This window comes from Mycoplasma mobile 163K, assembly GCF_000008365.1.
Classification (GTDB): Bacteria; Bacillota_I; Bacilli_A; order Mycoplasmatales; family Metamycoplasmataceae; genus Mycoplasma_J; species Mycoplasma_J mobile.
Window position 1 is genome coordinate 485463 of the sequence record NC_006908.1, and the last position, 16160, is coordinate 501622.

The following is a 16160-nucleotide window of genomic DNA, read 5'->3' on the forward strand; positions in this document are numbered from 1 at the left end:
TTTATTTAACCTCCCATATTTTTTCTACTTCCATACTTCATTTATCACAATTAGGGCAAAATAGATTTTCATTCATTTTTTGTACTATTAAAGCCTGCGCATTTTCATATTCTCTTTTATATAATTTTCCATCAATTTTTAAAAATAACATGGGCAAATATTTGGTACTTTTTTCCACATAAAAAGTATTAATGTAAAAAGAAGCAGATTCTAAAATATTATTTTTTAATAATTCAATTTCACCTTCAAATAAGTTATCGATTAATAATTTTTTTTGCTCATTACTTAATTTTTTAAAAAAATCTTTTTCTTTAACAAGAAGATTTAAAACATCTTCGACTTTTTGAGTTTGATTAAGCTTACCGTGTATAAATTCAATTTTTGTTTCACATTTAAAACACTTAGCATCTATTCTAAATGCCATTACTACCATCTTTCTTTATTTTTTAAATAAAAATTATTTTGGTGAAGTAAGACAAATAAATAAAATAAAGCAATAATAGCACCAATTGAAATTAATGTTGCAAAAATGCTATATCATAATTCGTTTGTTAATAATCAAGAACTTAAAATATTTCCAATTCATAAGAAGGTTCAAAATATTACAAATACATAACCTACTTTTATCTTGCTATATCCAAAATAAGAATATATTCCGAAAAAAATTATAACTATTGAATTGACAAAAATTTTGACTATACTTTCTAGTTTGAAGCGATCAAATGCTTCAGTCATGCTTAAATTCTCTAATTTTTTTTGTATTATAAAACTATTTAATTGATCAGTAGATAGTAAAGAAACAAGACCTGAAATTACAATTAAAATCACTGAAATTAAAGAGATACTAAGAAAAGAATAAAACAAAATGTTATTTAAGTTAACTTTGCTTTGTGATTGTGTAAAAAAATTCATTTTATTATTGTTGTTCTACTATTCATTATTTGATCTATTAATATTTTGTTTAAAAACATTATAAAAAGCATCAGCTGTACTAAATGTTGCAGCAGAAAGTCCAAGTTCATCTCAAAATTGTCAATATCTTCCAAATTTAGCAATAGTTGGTAAAGGAACATTATTTTTACTTTGATCTGATACTGATGATATAACACTTGTATAAAGTGCTGAAAGAGAATCAGCAAAACCTGTTGTAGATACTCAATCAGATAAATTAAGTTTGGAACCATTTGGATTAGTTGGATCAGTTAATTGAATAGAATTAATTATATCGGCTGATAAGTTAACATTAGCTCCTTCAGTTGCGGAAATTCTACCTGTATTTAGAAATCAATCAGTTGCTAAATCTTTAGAAGTAATGGCAGCTAAAATTCTTTTTGATAAGTCCAATTTTTTTTGTATTGCAGCAGTATTAGTTGCTCCTAATTTAGCTAAACCAGCTCTATTAAGACTATAACTTCATCCGCTTAGAAAATGAGATGCATTTTTATTAGCAACTTTTGGCAAAATTGCAGTTTTTATATTTTGCAACATTGTTACCGCAGCTGCTTTATTAGTTTGATTAGCAAGTAAAATTCTTCCTACTAAATCATTTATCATCCAAGGCCCTTCAATTGTAGAAGCTACATCACCTGAAGCTAATCCTTGTCTAATGATTGTATTTCTATCTGAACCTTGAGCTTTATTTGCAAAATTTTGGTAACTAGTATTTGTTGATTTTCTTAAATTATTATTATATTCTCATAATTTAGTAACAGTTGATTTAATTTGTGTAGCAATATTAGTTTGATCTAAAAAAGGTGCTGTTACAGTCGTTCCTTCTTGTTTAATAAATGCTGATGAACCATCAACATACTCTGCAGGACTTAATGTTGCTCCTGCGTCTTTAAATGTAGATAGTAAAACAGATGATGCATGTCACATATCTGAATATTGTGTTAAAAAGTTTTTTTGATCATTTATATTAGTCGCAATTGCATCTTCATAATTTAATCAACCTGTTTCATTTCCGATTAAATTTTTATTAAATATCTGAATTACTGATTCAACATTTAGTGTATATGAATAATTTTTTCCATTAACTACACCAAAATTTGTTGTAAATGTAGGAATAGTTCCTAAATCTTGTACTATATTTGACTCAACTAATTGTGAATATCTATCTGCAGGAGCTACAAAAAGATCTGCAGCATCTGTTGGTCTAAGAATTACTGTTTCTAATAAATATTGAAGTGAACCTTCATTGGGAATCGGAACTAAATCGACAAGCGCTCTATCTTCAGCACTTAAACTATTAAGTCCTTTTAAAATAACTGGTCTTCATGGTTCTTCAAAAGAAAGTTTTACTCTTTCATTTGCTTGAGAGGTTCCGGTTGTTGTGCCACAAGCTACTACAGCTAATGGAGTTATTAATGAAATCGCTCCTGCTGTTCCAAAAATAATTTTATTCCTCTTTTTCATTATGTTATTTTCTCCTTGATTATTGATATATAAAATACTAATATATCATATATATATTATACCCCTACTGAATAATCATTAGTGAAAAACTTCAAAAAATAATTGCAAAATGAACTATTTTTTTGCACAAAATAAAGTTTTTGTGCAAAAAAGTTATTAAATATTTAAAATTAGTCAAAAAAATGCAAATATTGCATTTATTTTATTATTTTAAAAGTTTGATTCTCAAATTTATTATATTTTTCTGAAAGCATAACTTTTTTATTATTTACAAAAACTTCAATATCTTTGCCTTTAATTGTGATCTCAAATTTTTCTTCGAATAGTTTTAATGCAATTAAAGTTTTTTTATTCGAACTGTGTATTCTAAACTTTTTCAATTCTCATTTAGTATTGGATTAAAATGAGCAATATCATTATAGTAATGAAATCCACCATATCCAAAAACAAATAATTGTCAAATAGCTGCTAGTGAACCTGCATGATAACCTGCATCTGAAGAGTGAAAATTAGTACCTAAATCAATTTGAAGAGCATATTCAAATAATTTATTAGCTATTTCAAGTTCTCTTAATTCAATACCTTTAAGTGCATAAGTAACTGCACTTAAAGAAGAATCATGTGTTGTCTTATCCAAATAGTATTTAAAGTTTTTTCTAATAACATCATCTGTAAAAAGTTCTTTGAAGATGTAAGTTGTTAAAACAACATCAGCTTGTTTTACAAGTTGTCCACTTAATCTCTTAATACCTTCCATTGTATTAAATAACTTTTTACCAGCATCTCCTAAAAGTTGAAATTCACTTAAATCAAATTCAGGAAGTTTTAAAAATGTATCATTTCTGAATAATACTTTTATTATTTGGTTGTTGAATTTTAATTTTTGAAGCTACTTTTTTGATTAAAGATTTACTTACTTTATAAGGAATTCTTTTTAAAACATTTTCTAAAATATTTTTACCTTCAATTGTTTTTTCTAATTTATCAAAATATTTTAAAGCCAGTTCTAAATTTCTTTTTGCAATTTGATTTGTATTGTTCTACTATTCATTATTTGATTTTTTAATATTTTCTTTAAAGACATTGTAGAATTGATCAGCTGTACTAAATGTCGCAGCAGAAAGTCCATTTTTATCTCAAGAATCTCAATATCTTCCAAATTTAGAAATAGTTGGTAAAGGAACATTATTTTTACTTTGATTTATTACTGATGATGTGACACTTGTATAAAGTGCTGAAAGAGCTTCAGCAAAACCTGCTGTAGATGTTCATTGATCTAAATTAAGTTTAGACCCATCTATTTTAGTTGGATCAGTTAATTGAATAGAATTAATTATATCGGATGATAAGTTAACATTAGCTCCTTCAGTTGCGGAAATTTTACCTGCATTTAAGAATCAATCATTTGCTAAATCTTTAGAAGTAATTGCAGCTAAAATTCTTTTTTCTAAATCCAATTTTTTTTGTATTGCAGTAGCATTATTTGCTCCTAATTTAGTTAAACCAGCTCTATTGACACTATAACCTCATCCACTTAAAAAATGAAATGCATCTTTAGTAGCTACTTTTGGTAAAATTGCAGTTTTTATATTTTGCAACATTGTTACTGCAGCTGCTTTATTATTTTCATTAGCAAGTAAAATTCTTGCTACTAAATCATTTACAATTCAAGGTCCATCAACTGTAGAAGATATAGTGCCTGAAGCTAAACCTTGTCTAATAATTGTGTCTCTGCTTGAACCTTGGGCATTATTTGCAAAATTTTGGTAACTAGTATTTGTTGATTTTCTTAAATTATTATTATATTCTCATAATTTAGTAACAGTTGATTTAATTTGTGTAGCAATATTAGTTTGATCTAAAAAAGGTGCTGTTACAGTCGTTCCTTCTTGTTTAATAAATGCTGATGAACCATCAACATACTCTGCAGGACTTAATGTTGCTCCTGCGTCTTTAAATGTAGATAGTAAAACAGATGATGCATGTCACATATTTGAATATTGTGTTAAAAAGTTTTTTTGATCAGTTATATTAGTTGCAATTGCATCTTCATAATTTAATCAACCTGTTTCATTTCCGATTAAATTTTTATTAAAAATCTGAATTACTGATTCTACATTTAGTGTATAGGAATAATTTTTTCCATTAACTACACTAAAATTTGTTGTAAATGTAGGAATAGCTCCTAAATCTTGTACTACATTTCCTTCAATCAATTGTGAATATCTATCTGCAGGCACTACAAAAAGATCTGCTGCTTCTGTTGGTTTATTTGTAATAGTATCTAAATATTGAATTGAACTACCATCAGCAATTTCAACAAAATCTATAAATGATTGGTCTTCAGCACTTAAAGTCTTAAGTGCTTTTTCGATAATTGGTTTTCATGATTTTTCAAAAGAAAGTTTTACTCTTTCATTTTGTTCAGATGTTGTTCCACAAGCTACTACAGCTAAAGGTGCTAGCAATGAAACCATTCCTACTGTTCCAAAAATAATTTTGTTTCTTTTTTTCATTTTATAATTTTCTCCTTATAAGATATTAATTCTCATATATATAATTATACTTCTTACATTGTAAGAAACTTCAAAAATAATTGCAAAATGAACTATTTTTTTGCATAAAATAAAGTTTTAGCGCGAAATAGTTATTAAATATTTAAAATTAGTCAAAAAAAATGCAAATATTGCATTTATTTTATTATTTTAAAAGTTTGATTTTCTAATTTATTATATTTTTCTGAAAGCATAACTTTTTTATTATTAACAAAAACTTCAATATCTTTACCTTTAATTGTGATCTCAAATTTTTCTTCGAATAGTTTTAATGTAATTAAAGTTTTATTTATTCGAACTGTGTATTCTAAACTTTTTCAATTCTCATTTAGTATTGGATTAAAATGAGCAATATCATTATAGTAATGAAATCCACCATATCCAAAAACAAATAATTGTCAAATAGCTGCTAGTGAACCTGCATGATAACCTGCATCTGAAGAGTGAAAATTAGTACCTAAATCAATTTGAAGAGCATATTCAAATAATTTATTAGCTATTTCAAGTTCTCTTAATTCAATACCTTGAAGTGCATAAGTAACTGCACTTAAAGAAGAATCATGTGTTGTCTTATCCAAATAGTATTTAAAGTTTTTTCTAATAACATCATCTGTAAAAAGTTCTTTGAAGATGTAAGTTGTTAAAACAACATCAGCTTGTTTTACAAGTTGTCCACTTAATCTCTTAATACCTTCCATTGTATTAAATAACTTTTTACCAGCATCTCCTAAAAGTTGAAATTCACTTAAATCAAATTCAGGAAGTTTTAAAAATGTATCATTTTCTGCAATAATACCTTTATTATTTGGTTGTTGAATTTTAATTTTTGAAGCTACTTTTTTGATTAAAGATTTACTTACTTTATAAGGGATTTTTTTTAAAACATTTTCTAGGATATTTTTACCTTCAATTGTTTTTTCTAATTTATCAAAATATTTTAAAGCCAGTTCTAAATTTCTTTTTGCAATTTGATTTGTAAAGGCATTATTATTGATATTCCCCTTGTATTCATTAGGACCCATAACATCATTTATTTCATAATGATAATCTTTTGATTTTAATGATTGAATTTTTTCTACTCTTGAAGTTCAAAAAACAGCAGTATCAAAAATTATTTCATATCCGTATTTGTTCATGAATTCTTCATCCTTAGTGACAACATAATATTGATCTACAGCAAAAGCAACATCACCAGGAACATGAATTTCATATTCTCTAGAAGCAATTGGTACTTGAACTCCGGTTTTAACATCAGGCTGCCCTCAATATGGACACACTTCTCCATAATTTGGTCTTGCCATTTCCCAAGGATATTGTGCTCCTTTTAGTTTTTTCTCTTTTGCTTTATTTCTTGCGCCTTCAATTCCATGATATCTATAAAGCAAAAGATCTCTTGCTACTTCAGGTTTTATAAATAAGTAAATTGGAAAAACAAAAAATTCTGTATCTCAAAATGTATGACCTTGATATCCTTCGCCGCTTAATCCTTTTGCTCCTACATTTAAAAATGAATTATCTTTAGGTACAAAATTATTTATGTGAAATAGAGCAAATTTAAGAGCTAAATTATGAAATTCTCCTTGTTCTGTTTTAGCACTAATTTTTACATTGAAATCATTGTAAATTTTTTCAAATGTTTTAATATTTTCACTAAACAATTCATCATAAGAACTTTTGGATAAAATTTTATAAGTATTATTAGCTTGTGTAACAACTTCTTCGAATTTCATTTCTTTTTCAAAATCAGCAGTAGTGTTAACGGCCATTAATTTTTCCATAATAAAAGGTTTTTTAGTAGAAAGAATTGTATTGATTTTAAAACCTACTTGTCTTCTTGCCATGGTAATAACCATGTCATCACTTACTCCATTTTCAAAAAATGATTTTGCTTCTAAAGTTTTAGTATCAAAATCTTTATATGCTTTAACAACCATAGTATGAATAACATTTATTTTTGATCAATTAGTTTTTTCTATATATTGAATTGTTTTATTATCTAAAAGTTTTTTAATTCCTTCTTCTAAATGTTGATTACCTGAATTAGTTGTTTGACCATTAATAACGGGGCTAATCACAATTTTAGAATCAGTTCCTTCTAATTGTTTTAGTATAATTTTTTGAGCATAAATATTTTTTTTAATATTACTTACAAATGATTCTGTGCTTAGCTCAAATTTCTTATTTTCTCTATTAAAAGTTATTATCCTTTTTACTTTTCCATCACTTAAAGATAAATATTTTTGGTATTTATCATTTTCATTGATAACAAAAATATTTCCATCGATTTTAATTTGCATTTGCATTAAATTTGCAAGATTAGCCATTTCTGGAACAGAAGCATCATCACTTTTGTTAAAAATTCCATTCACAAAGAATCCTTCTTTATTAAAAGAAGAAAATTCTAGATCAACTGCTCTAATTCCTAAATAACCATTTCCTTGAGCAAAAATTGATTCAGTTTTTGCAGTATCTTGATTACTATAACCTTCCTGAATTATCTTCATATTTTTGTAGTCATATAAAATTTTATTTTTCATTTTTATTTTCCTTTTAAATTCATTATTTCTTTAAAATTAATATCTTTTGTTTCTTGATAAATAAGATCAGCAATTTTTCAATTTTCTTTTACTCCATAAGTAAAGGCAACAACATACATTTTTGCCGAAACTAATCCTTGAACACCAGCAATTGCATCTTCAAAACCTACACACTCATTTGGTTTTAGCTCAAAATGATTCATTACATCTAAATAAATATCAGGTGCAGGTTTTCCATTTTTAATAGTTGCCGGATTAGAAATATAATCAAATAAATCATATATTTCTAATGTCTTTAAAATTATAGGAGCATTATGTGAAGAAGAAGCAATACCTAGTTTTAATTTATGTTTTTTTGCTTCTAATAATAACTCTTTTATTTTAGGTAAAATATCTTCTTTAGTTAATTTTGTTTTTAAATATTCTTTATACAAGTTGTTTTTTATTTCACATAACTCATTAATTTTTACTTCTGTTAATTTTTTATCTAAATTATGCAATTTTAAAATTTGTAATAAAGTATCTTTTCTACTTAATCCTTTTAGTGAATCATTTTCTTCTTTAGAATAATTAATACCTAAGTGTTTTTTTACAATTTTTTTTCAAGCTTCAAAATGCAAAATTGAAGTTTCTGTAATGACACCGTCTAAATCAAATATAAATGCCTTAATCATTTTTTTTCTCATTTGTATAAAACATAATTGATTCATATGCTCTTAAATAGTCAATTTTAAAAGGCTGTTCACTGTATGAACTTAAAATTATTTCTGCATTTTTTGGAAATACAATAGAATGCGAATGACTTGATAAATTAATATAAGAAATGATTTTTTCACCATTAAATTCTCTAGTTATACTAGATACTTCAAAATTATTGAATGTTTGCACTTTTGAAGTTCCAAATAGTAAAATATTTTTAAACTTAGAATCTTTTCTTAATTGAATTAATTTTCTATAAAAATTAAGAATAGAATTAGGGTTTTTTATTTGCTTTTCAACACTAGTGTTTTTAGAGTTTTGATTTAATTTAATTCATGTATTTTTTGCTTTACTAAAACCAAAATTTACTTGTTTTTCATCTCATAACATTGGAGTTCTAGTATTATCTCTACTATTAATATTATGAGCTCTTAACATTTCGTTTTCTGTGTAATATTTTTTTTCATCTACTCAAAATGAAAACGAATTAATTGCATCGACATCTCTTAATTCTTCTTTTGAATCAAAAAATGTATTTAACATTCCGATTTCTTCTCCATAATAAATACACATAAGACCTTTTAAGGTAAATTGGAAAAGTGCTAAGGTTTTTGCACTTTCTTCTCAGAAAATATTTTCATTTCCTCATCTACTTAATGCTCTTGAAGTATCATGATTAGATCAAAAAACTGTAAAAGCATTATCTAATATTTTGTTGCTTTCTTGGTATTCAATAAATTGTTTTGAATAAAAATCTTTAAAACTTCAGTCAGGATTATATCCATTTCTTCCACTTATTTGATTTCAACCAATTCATCATCATGAAAAATTGAAGAAATTATCTACAATTTTATTTTTACCTTCAGTTCAGTTTGGAATTAATTCTGGTTGAATTCCACTACTTTCACCTATTAAAAAAATATCTTCTTTATCAATTTTTGATTTTAAATCTTGAAGTAGAGAAGTCATTTTTTTTCCAAATGAAAAAAATGAAGTATCTTTTTCAGAAAAATCTTTATGAATATGTTGAATTGCATCTAGTCTAAACCCTTTTACCCCTAGAGTATATCAATAATTTATTACATCAGCCATAGCATCGATGGTCGCAGGATTTTCTCAATTTAAATCAGCTTGAGAAATTGAAAACAAGTGAAAATAATATTTTTTAATACTTGGAACATATTCTCATGCGCTTGATCCAAAAATAGATTTTTCATCTGTTGCTTTATCTTGCCAAATGTAATAGTTGAATTCTTTTGATGTAGGATCTTCTATTGCTTTTTTAAATCATTCATGACTAGTTGAAGTGTGATTTAAAACAATATCCATGATTATTTCAATATTTAATTCCTTTGCTTTTTTAATAAGCGTTTTAAAATCCTTTAAAGTTCCAAACTTTTCTCAAACTTTATAATAATCTAAAACATCATAACCAGCATCAGCAAATTCAGTTTCATAAACAGGGCATAGTCATAATGCATCTACACCTAGTCAAGATAGATAATTTAGTTTTTTAATAATTCCTTTAATATCACCATTACCATCATTTGATGTGTCAAAAAATGACCTAGGAAAAATTTGATAAATAATTTTATCTTGTCACTTTAATAATTTCATTTTGATCCTTTCTGTGAATCGATTTCTTTAAAACTAGAGGCGATTCTTCTATTGCTATTATTTTTTTATTTTCACTCACAATTGAATCATTGTCTACAATAATATTTTTTAAATTTGCATTTTTCTTGATGATTACATTATCTAGAAGAATGCAATTTTCCACTTTTGCACCTTTTTCAATTTTTACATTATTTGAAATGATAGAATTAATCACTTCTCCATCAATTACACAATTTTGACCTAGAAGGGAATTGTTGATATTAGCAGTTTTTGAATAATAGGAAGGAGAATAATTATACTCATGAGTATAAAGAGGGGGTTTTAAAATTTCACTTAGATTTTTCTCATCTAATAATAATGAAATTTGACCTCTAAAATATTCTTCAATGGTTCAAAAATTGCCAACAAAATTTTTAATTTCATAACCTATAATTTCTCATTTTGAAACATAAAAATTTCTTATAAATTCTTGAATACTATTAATTTTATTATCAGCCATAGATTCAATTAATGCTTGATAAAATAATTCTTTTTTTAAAATAAATATTCCAATATCTAAATTAATTTTAATGTTTTTAAAAGTATTTTTACCAAAAGTCTTAATTTTTTTACTATTACTTTCAAAACTTAAAATTTTTGCTCTTTTATAGTTTTCAGCATTATAATCAAAAATTTCTATACTTTTATATGCTCAAATAACATCAGCTTTATTTTCTATTAATTGTTTAAACATATCTTCATAATCTATTCTATTAACTGAGTCAGAATTTGTAAATAAAACATATTCAGTATTATTGTCAATTTCAGTAAGAAAAGTATAATTGTTAAAAATAGCATCTATATTACTAAATTTTTTATTTTGTGTATCGCCTGCTGCAAATAAGTATTTAATTCCTGAATTTATACGATTTAAATCTCAAAAAATACCATTATCGATGTAATTAAAAATATGTCTATTAGGTTTATCAATAACAATAAAAACACTATTTATTTTTGAATTTACAATATTAGATAAGCAAAAATCTATCATTCTATATCTGCTTAGTACATTTACAAGGGGAAAGGATTTTCTTGAGTCAATACCTGATAAATTTAATCCATTATCTTGTGTATCAATTATAGCTTGAATCTTTGACACTTTTGAATTCATTATTTTTCCTTCCCATCATATAAAATGATTCCATCTTCTTCATTCAATGATTGATTATTTAATGAATTTAAAACCATCTTTTCTTTTACTACTGTATTTTCCATAATAATTGTTTTTTTAATAAAAGAATTTTCACCAATTATTGCATTTGACATTATTACAGAATCTTCAATAATTGTATTTTTACCAATTTTAACATTTTCAAAAATTACTGAATTTGAAACATGTCCTTCTATTTTTGCTCCGTTTGCTACTAAAGAATTTACCACATTACCACCACTTGTTATATATTGAGGCGAATGAGATGAACTTTTTGTAAAAATAGTTCAATTTTTTTCTCTTAAGTCTAAATTTTTATGATTTTTTATTAGATCTAAATTAGCCTCATAAAAAGTAGAAATTGTTCCAACATCTTTTCAATAACCATTAAATTCATAGGCAAATATTTTACTATATTTTTTTAAGATATAAGGTAATATGTTATGTCCGAAATCTTGAAAATTATTACCTTTACTTTTTAACTCTTCAAAAGTATCTTTTAATAGTTGGTAATTAAAAATATAAACACCCATAGAAGCTTTTGTAGATTTAGGAATCTTAGGTTTTTCTTCAAATTCTTCAACCATATTATTTTCGTTTGTATTTAAAATTCCGAATCTTGAAGCTTCTTCAAAAGATACATTAATGGTTGCTATTGTTACATTAGCATTTTTTTCTTTATGAAAATCTAACATTTTAGAATAATCCATTTTATAAATATGATCTCCACTCAAAATTAAAGCATAAGTAGGATCATATTCATTCATAAAATCAATATTTTCAAAAATCGCATGAGCTGTTCCTGCATATCAATAACCTTCGGATTCTTTTACATATGGACTTAGCAAAACAACTCCACCATTTAGTCTATTTAAGTCAAAAGGAATTCCCGAACCTATGTGTTTTAATAATGAAAGAGGTCTATATTGAGTTAAAACACCTACTGTGTCAATTCCGCTATTAATGCAATTTGACAATGTAAAATCAATTATTCTATATTTTGCTCCAAAAGGAACTGCTGGTTTAGCGATTTTTTTTGTAAGATTTTTTAATCTTGTACCTTGACCACCCGCAAGAATCATTGCAATCATTTCCTTTTTTACCATTACTTTACCTTCTTTTTGTTTTTGATGAATATGTAAAATCCATGTGCTTCTATAAGGATTTTATTATTTTTAATTTCATTATTTTCTAAATTTTGACTATTTAAAATACAAGTTCAAAAATTACTATCTAAATCTATTTCAATGTCATTCTGGTTGATATTTATATTAACTTGAATACTATAATCAGAATCTTCTAAAAGATAATAAATTAAGGAATTATTGCCAACAAAAATTTTTACATGTTCTTTAACAAGTTGAATTGTTTCAAGTCTAAAAAGATTATATTTTTTTCTAATTTCAATAATTTTTTTAATAAGCTCAACATTTCAATAATTCTCTTTTAATTTATTTCATTCGAATCTATTTATTTCAATTGGGAAATTATAAGAATTCTCTACATTATATTTTGTTCTAAAAATTTCTTGTCCTGCATGAATAAATGGTATACCTTGAGAAATAAGTGTAATAGCTGTTGTTAAAGCATGAATTTTTTTAATTGTAAAATCAGAAAAACTACTTAATTTTATTTTAAAAAAATCAAATAAAGTATAGTTATCATGACATTCTACATAATTAACACTTTGACTTAAAAAATTAAACTTCTTTGCATATTCATATAATCCTAAAGATCCAGTAATAGAATTTAAAGCTTTATGTCCTTGTTGTCAATCACCAGCACTAAAAGATTTTGAATAAACATTCCATTGATTTCCTTTAAAAACATCTCTAAAATAATCATTGAAAAAACCTATGTTTGCTAAAAATCTAGAATTTTCCATGTTAGCTAAAATCTTCTTAGTTGATTCAGAATTCATAACTCATCCTTCACCATAAATAATGAAATTACTATTATTATTTTTTGTATTTTCGTCCACTTCTAAAATCGTTTCAATATCTAAAAGGCCCATTAAATCAAATCTTAATCCATCAATTTTGAATGTTTCTTGTCAATGTTTAACAACATCTACAATATATTTGCGAACCATTTTCTTTTCACTTGCAACATCATTTCCTGTACCTGACATATTTGATAAACTTAAATCTGTGTTATATCTATAAAAATAATGAGGTGCAAGAATATGTCAAGAAAATGAAAAAGCATCATAAACGTGATTAAAAACAACATCCATAACTACATCAATATCATTTTTATGAAAATTATTTATCATTTTTTTTGTTTCTATTAGTCTTAAATATGGATCATAAGAATTTGTAGAATAAGAACCTTCTGGAACCATTCATTGCAAAGGATCATATCCTCAATTATATTGATTTTCAACATCTCTTTCTTCATCTACGGTTGCAAAATCATAAAAAGGCATAATTTGAACTGTATTGATTCCTAGATTTTTTATATGATCAATTCCTATTGAAAAACCATCTTTATTTTTAATACCTTCTTCAGTTAAACCTAAATACTTACCAGGATATTTAAATTCATTAGAATCTGTAAAATCTCTAATACTTATTTCGTAAATTATTCTATCTGTTTTATTTGCTAATTTACTTTTATAAACAAAATTATATTTTTCTAGAAGATCTAAATTAATTACATAAGAGTATTTTCCATTTGCAGTTGATGCTTTAGCATAAGGATCTATAGTTTCACTTGTTATAAAATTATTTTCAACTTCATATTGATATAAATAAGATTCAAGATCTCTTGAAATTGTTATTTGTCAAATTCCTTTTTCTTGTCTTTCCATATCAAAATATTCTGCTATATCATTAAAACTTTTCTTTATTTTTAATCTTAATTTATATGAAGTCGGAGATCAAACTTTAAATGTGGTACTTTGTTTAGAGTATGTTGGACCTAAATCATTTCCAGAATAAAAAAAGATTTCATCAAAAATTTCTTTTTTTATTATTTGACCAAATTTTAAAGCTATTTCATAATTATATTTACCAATAATTTTGTAATAGTTTTTAAAATCTATAAAATTGCTTTTTATAAAAAGATGTAAATACGAAAAAGTATTTTTATCATCAATATATGCAATTTGAAGATTATTTAACTTTTCATTTGTATTTATATTCTCAAGAGAAAATGAATCATTATGAGTGTAAAAATTTTTTGGTGCTTTAATAACTATTTCGTTAAAATCATCTAAAAATGCTTCTAAATCATGTGGATTGTATAAATCAAGTAATGCTGTTTTATTCATTTTTTGCCTTTCTTTGAACTTTGAAAAAAGGTTTCAAAACAAAGCCACTAAGTGGAGCTATTTTTACATTTACTTCACTATTTTTAACTTCAATTATTTTTCCTATGCTATTTATTGCTCCAGTACCTGCAAATTTTAAATCATCAGTATTAATCATTTCCTTGTAATAAGAAGCAGTTGGAACATTTTTAATAATATAATTTTCAAAATATTCAATTGAAAAATTCAAAACAATAAGACTAAAATCTTCTTTATTTTTAGAATGTCTAGAGAAAACTCAAATTCCTTGTTCTTCGTTTAAATGAACTCATTTAAAAGTTTCATTGCTAAAATCTAATTCAAATAAAGACTTATTATTTACATAAAAAGAAAATAATTCTTTTGAAAAAATATTTACTCTTTTGTTTTCTAAATTAAAAGAATCCTCATTTAATAAATGTCAATCAAGACTTTTGTTTTCATTTCACTCATCAAATTGCGCAAAATCGTGTCCCATAAAAATTAGTTTTTTACCAGGATGTGTAATTAAGTAAAAAAGCATTAATCTAATTTGAGAAAACTGCTTATCTCTTAATCCAAAAGATTTATTAAGAAGAGATTTTTTTAAATGCACTACTTCATCATGTGAAAAAGCAAGTAAAAATCTTTCATCAAAATAATATGCCATGCTAAAAGTTAATTTGTGAAAATTATTTCCTAATCTTTCTCAATATGGTTTTTTTATAAACTCAAATAAATCATTTGAAAAACCTAAATTTCATTTTAAATCAAAGCCAAGTGAATTATTAAAATTATCACCAGTAACTTTTTTGTAATAACTTGAATCCTCAGCAATCATTAGAATATTAGGGAAATCTTTTTTTACAATTGAAATAATGTGTTTAATAAAGTTTACTCCACTATTGTTTATCCCTCTTTTTTCAAGACCTCCATAATATATTAAATTTGATACAGCATCGAATCTTACTCCGTCAATATGAAATTCTTCAATTCAGTAATATAAAATAGAAGTAAAAAAAGATTTTACTTCATTTTTTGTTAAATTAAAATTTTGCGTTCCTCATAAATAATTTTCTCTATCAACTTCATTTTCATATGAAAAAAGATTTGTTCCATCAAATTCTCTAAGACCATGATCATCCTTACAAAAATGTACTGGAACAAAATCAAAAATTACTGCAATTCCATTTTGATGTAATTCATTAATTAAATATTTTAGTTCCTCAGGAGTCCCATATCTAGATGTAGGTGAAAAAAAACCTGTTATTTGATAACCTCAAGATCCTAAAAAGGGGTGTTCAAAAAGTGGTAAAAATTCCACATGTGTGTAATTCATTTTTTTTAAGTAAGATACTAGTTCCTTTGAGTAATCTTTATAATTTAAAAAGCCATTATCAGGTGTTTTTTTTCAAGAACCTAAGTGAACTTCATAAATTAATATTGGTGAATTATGTGCATTTTTAATTTTTCTACTTTTCAAAAATGCTTCATCACTTCAAATAAAATTATTTAAATCATAAACAATAGAATCAAAATAAGGATATTGATTAGAATAAAAAGCAAAAGGATCTGCTTTTGTTAGTAATTTATTATCTATAGTTGTGACTAAATATTTATAAGCTGTTCCTTTTTTTAAGTTTGGAATAAAAACTTCTCAAAAAGCTTCATTTATTTTTGCTAGTAAAAATTTTTCTCCATTTGCAATTAATACTTCAATTTTTTTAGCATTTGGTGCTCAAGTTCTAAACATAACTCCACTTTTTCCATTTTTAGTAGTTAAATGAGAGCCTAAAAATTTATAAAGTGCAGTTTCATATCCTCCATAAAATGGTTCTAAATTGAGTGATAAATTTTTCGAAGAAATATTTTTCATG

Annotated in this window: 12 protein-coding genes; all 12 read right to left on the bottom strand. The window is 25.0% G+C overall.

The window, feature by feature from the left end; genetic code table 4:
* Position 1: 1 nt before the first annotated feature.
* Positions 2-424 carry a hypothetical protein gene (locus MMOB_RS02120; RefSeq protein WP_041362911.1) on the bottom strand — a complete coding sequence of 141 codons (423 nt, stop codon included), beginning with the start codon at positions 422-424 and terminating at the stop codon, positions 2-4.
* Positions 425-426: 2 nt separating this feature from the next.
* Positions 427-912 carry a hypothetical protein gene (locus MMOB_RS02125; RefSeq protein WP_011264911.1) on the bottom strand — a complete coding sequence of 162 codons (486 nt, stop codon included), beginning with the start codon at positions 910-912 and terminating at the stop codon, positions 427-429.
* A gap of 18 nt (positions 913-930) precedes the next feature.
* Positions 931-2415 carry a maltose-binding protein gene (locus MMOB_RS02130; RefSeq protein WP_011264912.1) on the bottom strand — a complete coding sequence of 495 codons (1485 nt, stop codon included), beginning with the start codon at positions 2413-2415 and terminating at the stop codon, positions 931-933.
* Positions 2416-2752: 337 nt separating this feature from the next.
* On the bottom strand, positions 2753-3295 hold the full coding sequence (locus tag MMOB_RS02140) for a hypothetical protein (protein ID WP_083748442.1): 543 nt from the start codon (positions 3293-3295) through the stop codon (positions 2753-2755).
* A gap of 163 nt (positions 3296-3458) precedes the next feature.
* A complete protein-coding gene (locus tag MMOB_RS02145; RefSeq protein ID WP_011264914.1) occupies positions 3459-4931 on the bottom strand; it encodes a maltose-binding protein in 1473 nt (490 codons plus the stop codon).
* 176 nt (positions 4932-5107) lie between these two features.
* Positions 5108-7507: a glycosyl hydrolase family 65 protein gene (locus MMOB_RS02150; protein ID WP_011264915.1), complete on the bottom strand. Its 2400-nt coding sequence runs from the start codon at positions 7505-7507 to the stop codon at positions 5108-5110.
* 2 nt (positions 7508-7509) lie between these two features.
* Entirely contained in the window at positions 7510-8181 is a 672-nt protein-coding gene (gene pgmB / locus MMOB_RS02155; protein ID WP_011264916.1) for a beta-phosphoglucomutase, read from the bottom strand.
* Complete coding sequence (locus MMOB_RS02160) at positions 8174-9823, bottom strand: alpha-amylase family glycosyl hydrolase (RefSeq protein WP_011264917.1); 1650 nt, start codon at positions 9821-9823, stop codon at positions 8174-8176. Before MMOB_RS02160 ends, pgmB begins: the two co-directional genes overlap by 8 nt.
* Complete coding sequence (glgD, locus tag MMOB_RS02165) at positions 9798-10973, bottom strand: glucose-1-phosphate adenylyltransferase subunit GlgD (protein WP_011264918.1); 1176 nt, start codon at positions 10971-10973, stop codon at positions 9798-9800. Before glgD ends, MMOB_RS02160 begins: the two co-directional genes overlap by 26 nt.
* A complete protein-coding gene (locus MMOB_RS02170) occupies positions 10973-12118 on the bottom strand; it encodes a glucose-1-phosphate adenylyltransferase (RefSeq protein WP_011264919.1) in 1146 nt (381 codons plus the stop codon). Before MMOB_RS02170 ends, glgD begins: the two co-directional genes overlap by 1 nt.
* Positions 12118-14286: a type I pullulanase gene (gene pulA, locus MMOB_RS02175; RefSeq protein ID WP_011264920.1), complete on the bottom strand. Its 2169-nt coding sequence runs from the start codon at positions 14284-14286 to the stop codon at positions 12118-12120. Before pulA ends, MMOB_RS02170 begins: the two co-directional genes overlap by 1 nt.
* The gene (glgB, locus tag MMOB_RS02180) at positions 14279-16159 is read right to left on the bottom strand and encodes a 1,4-alpha-glucan branching protein GlgB (RefSeq protein ID WP_011264921.1); all 1881 of its coding nucleotides are present in this window, start codon (positions 16157-16159) and stop codon (positions 14279-14281) included. The genes pulA and glgB overlap by 8 nt, the downstream gene beginning before the upstream one ends.
* Between the last annotated feature and the right edge of the window lies 1 nt (position 16160).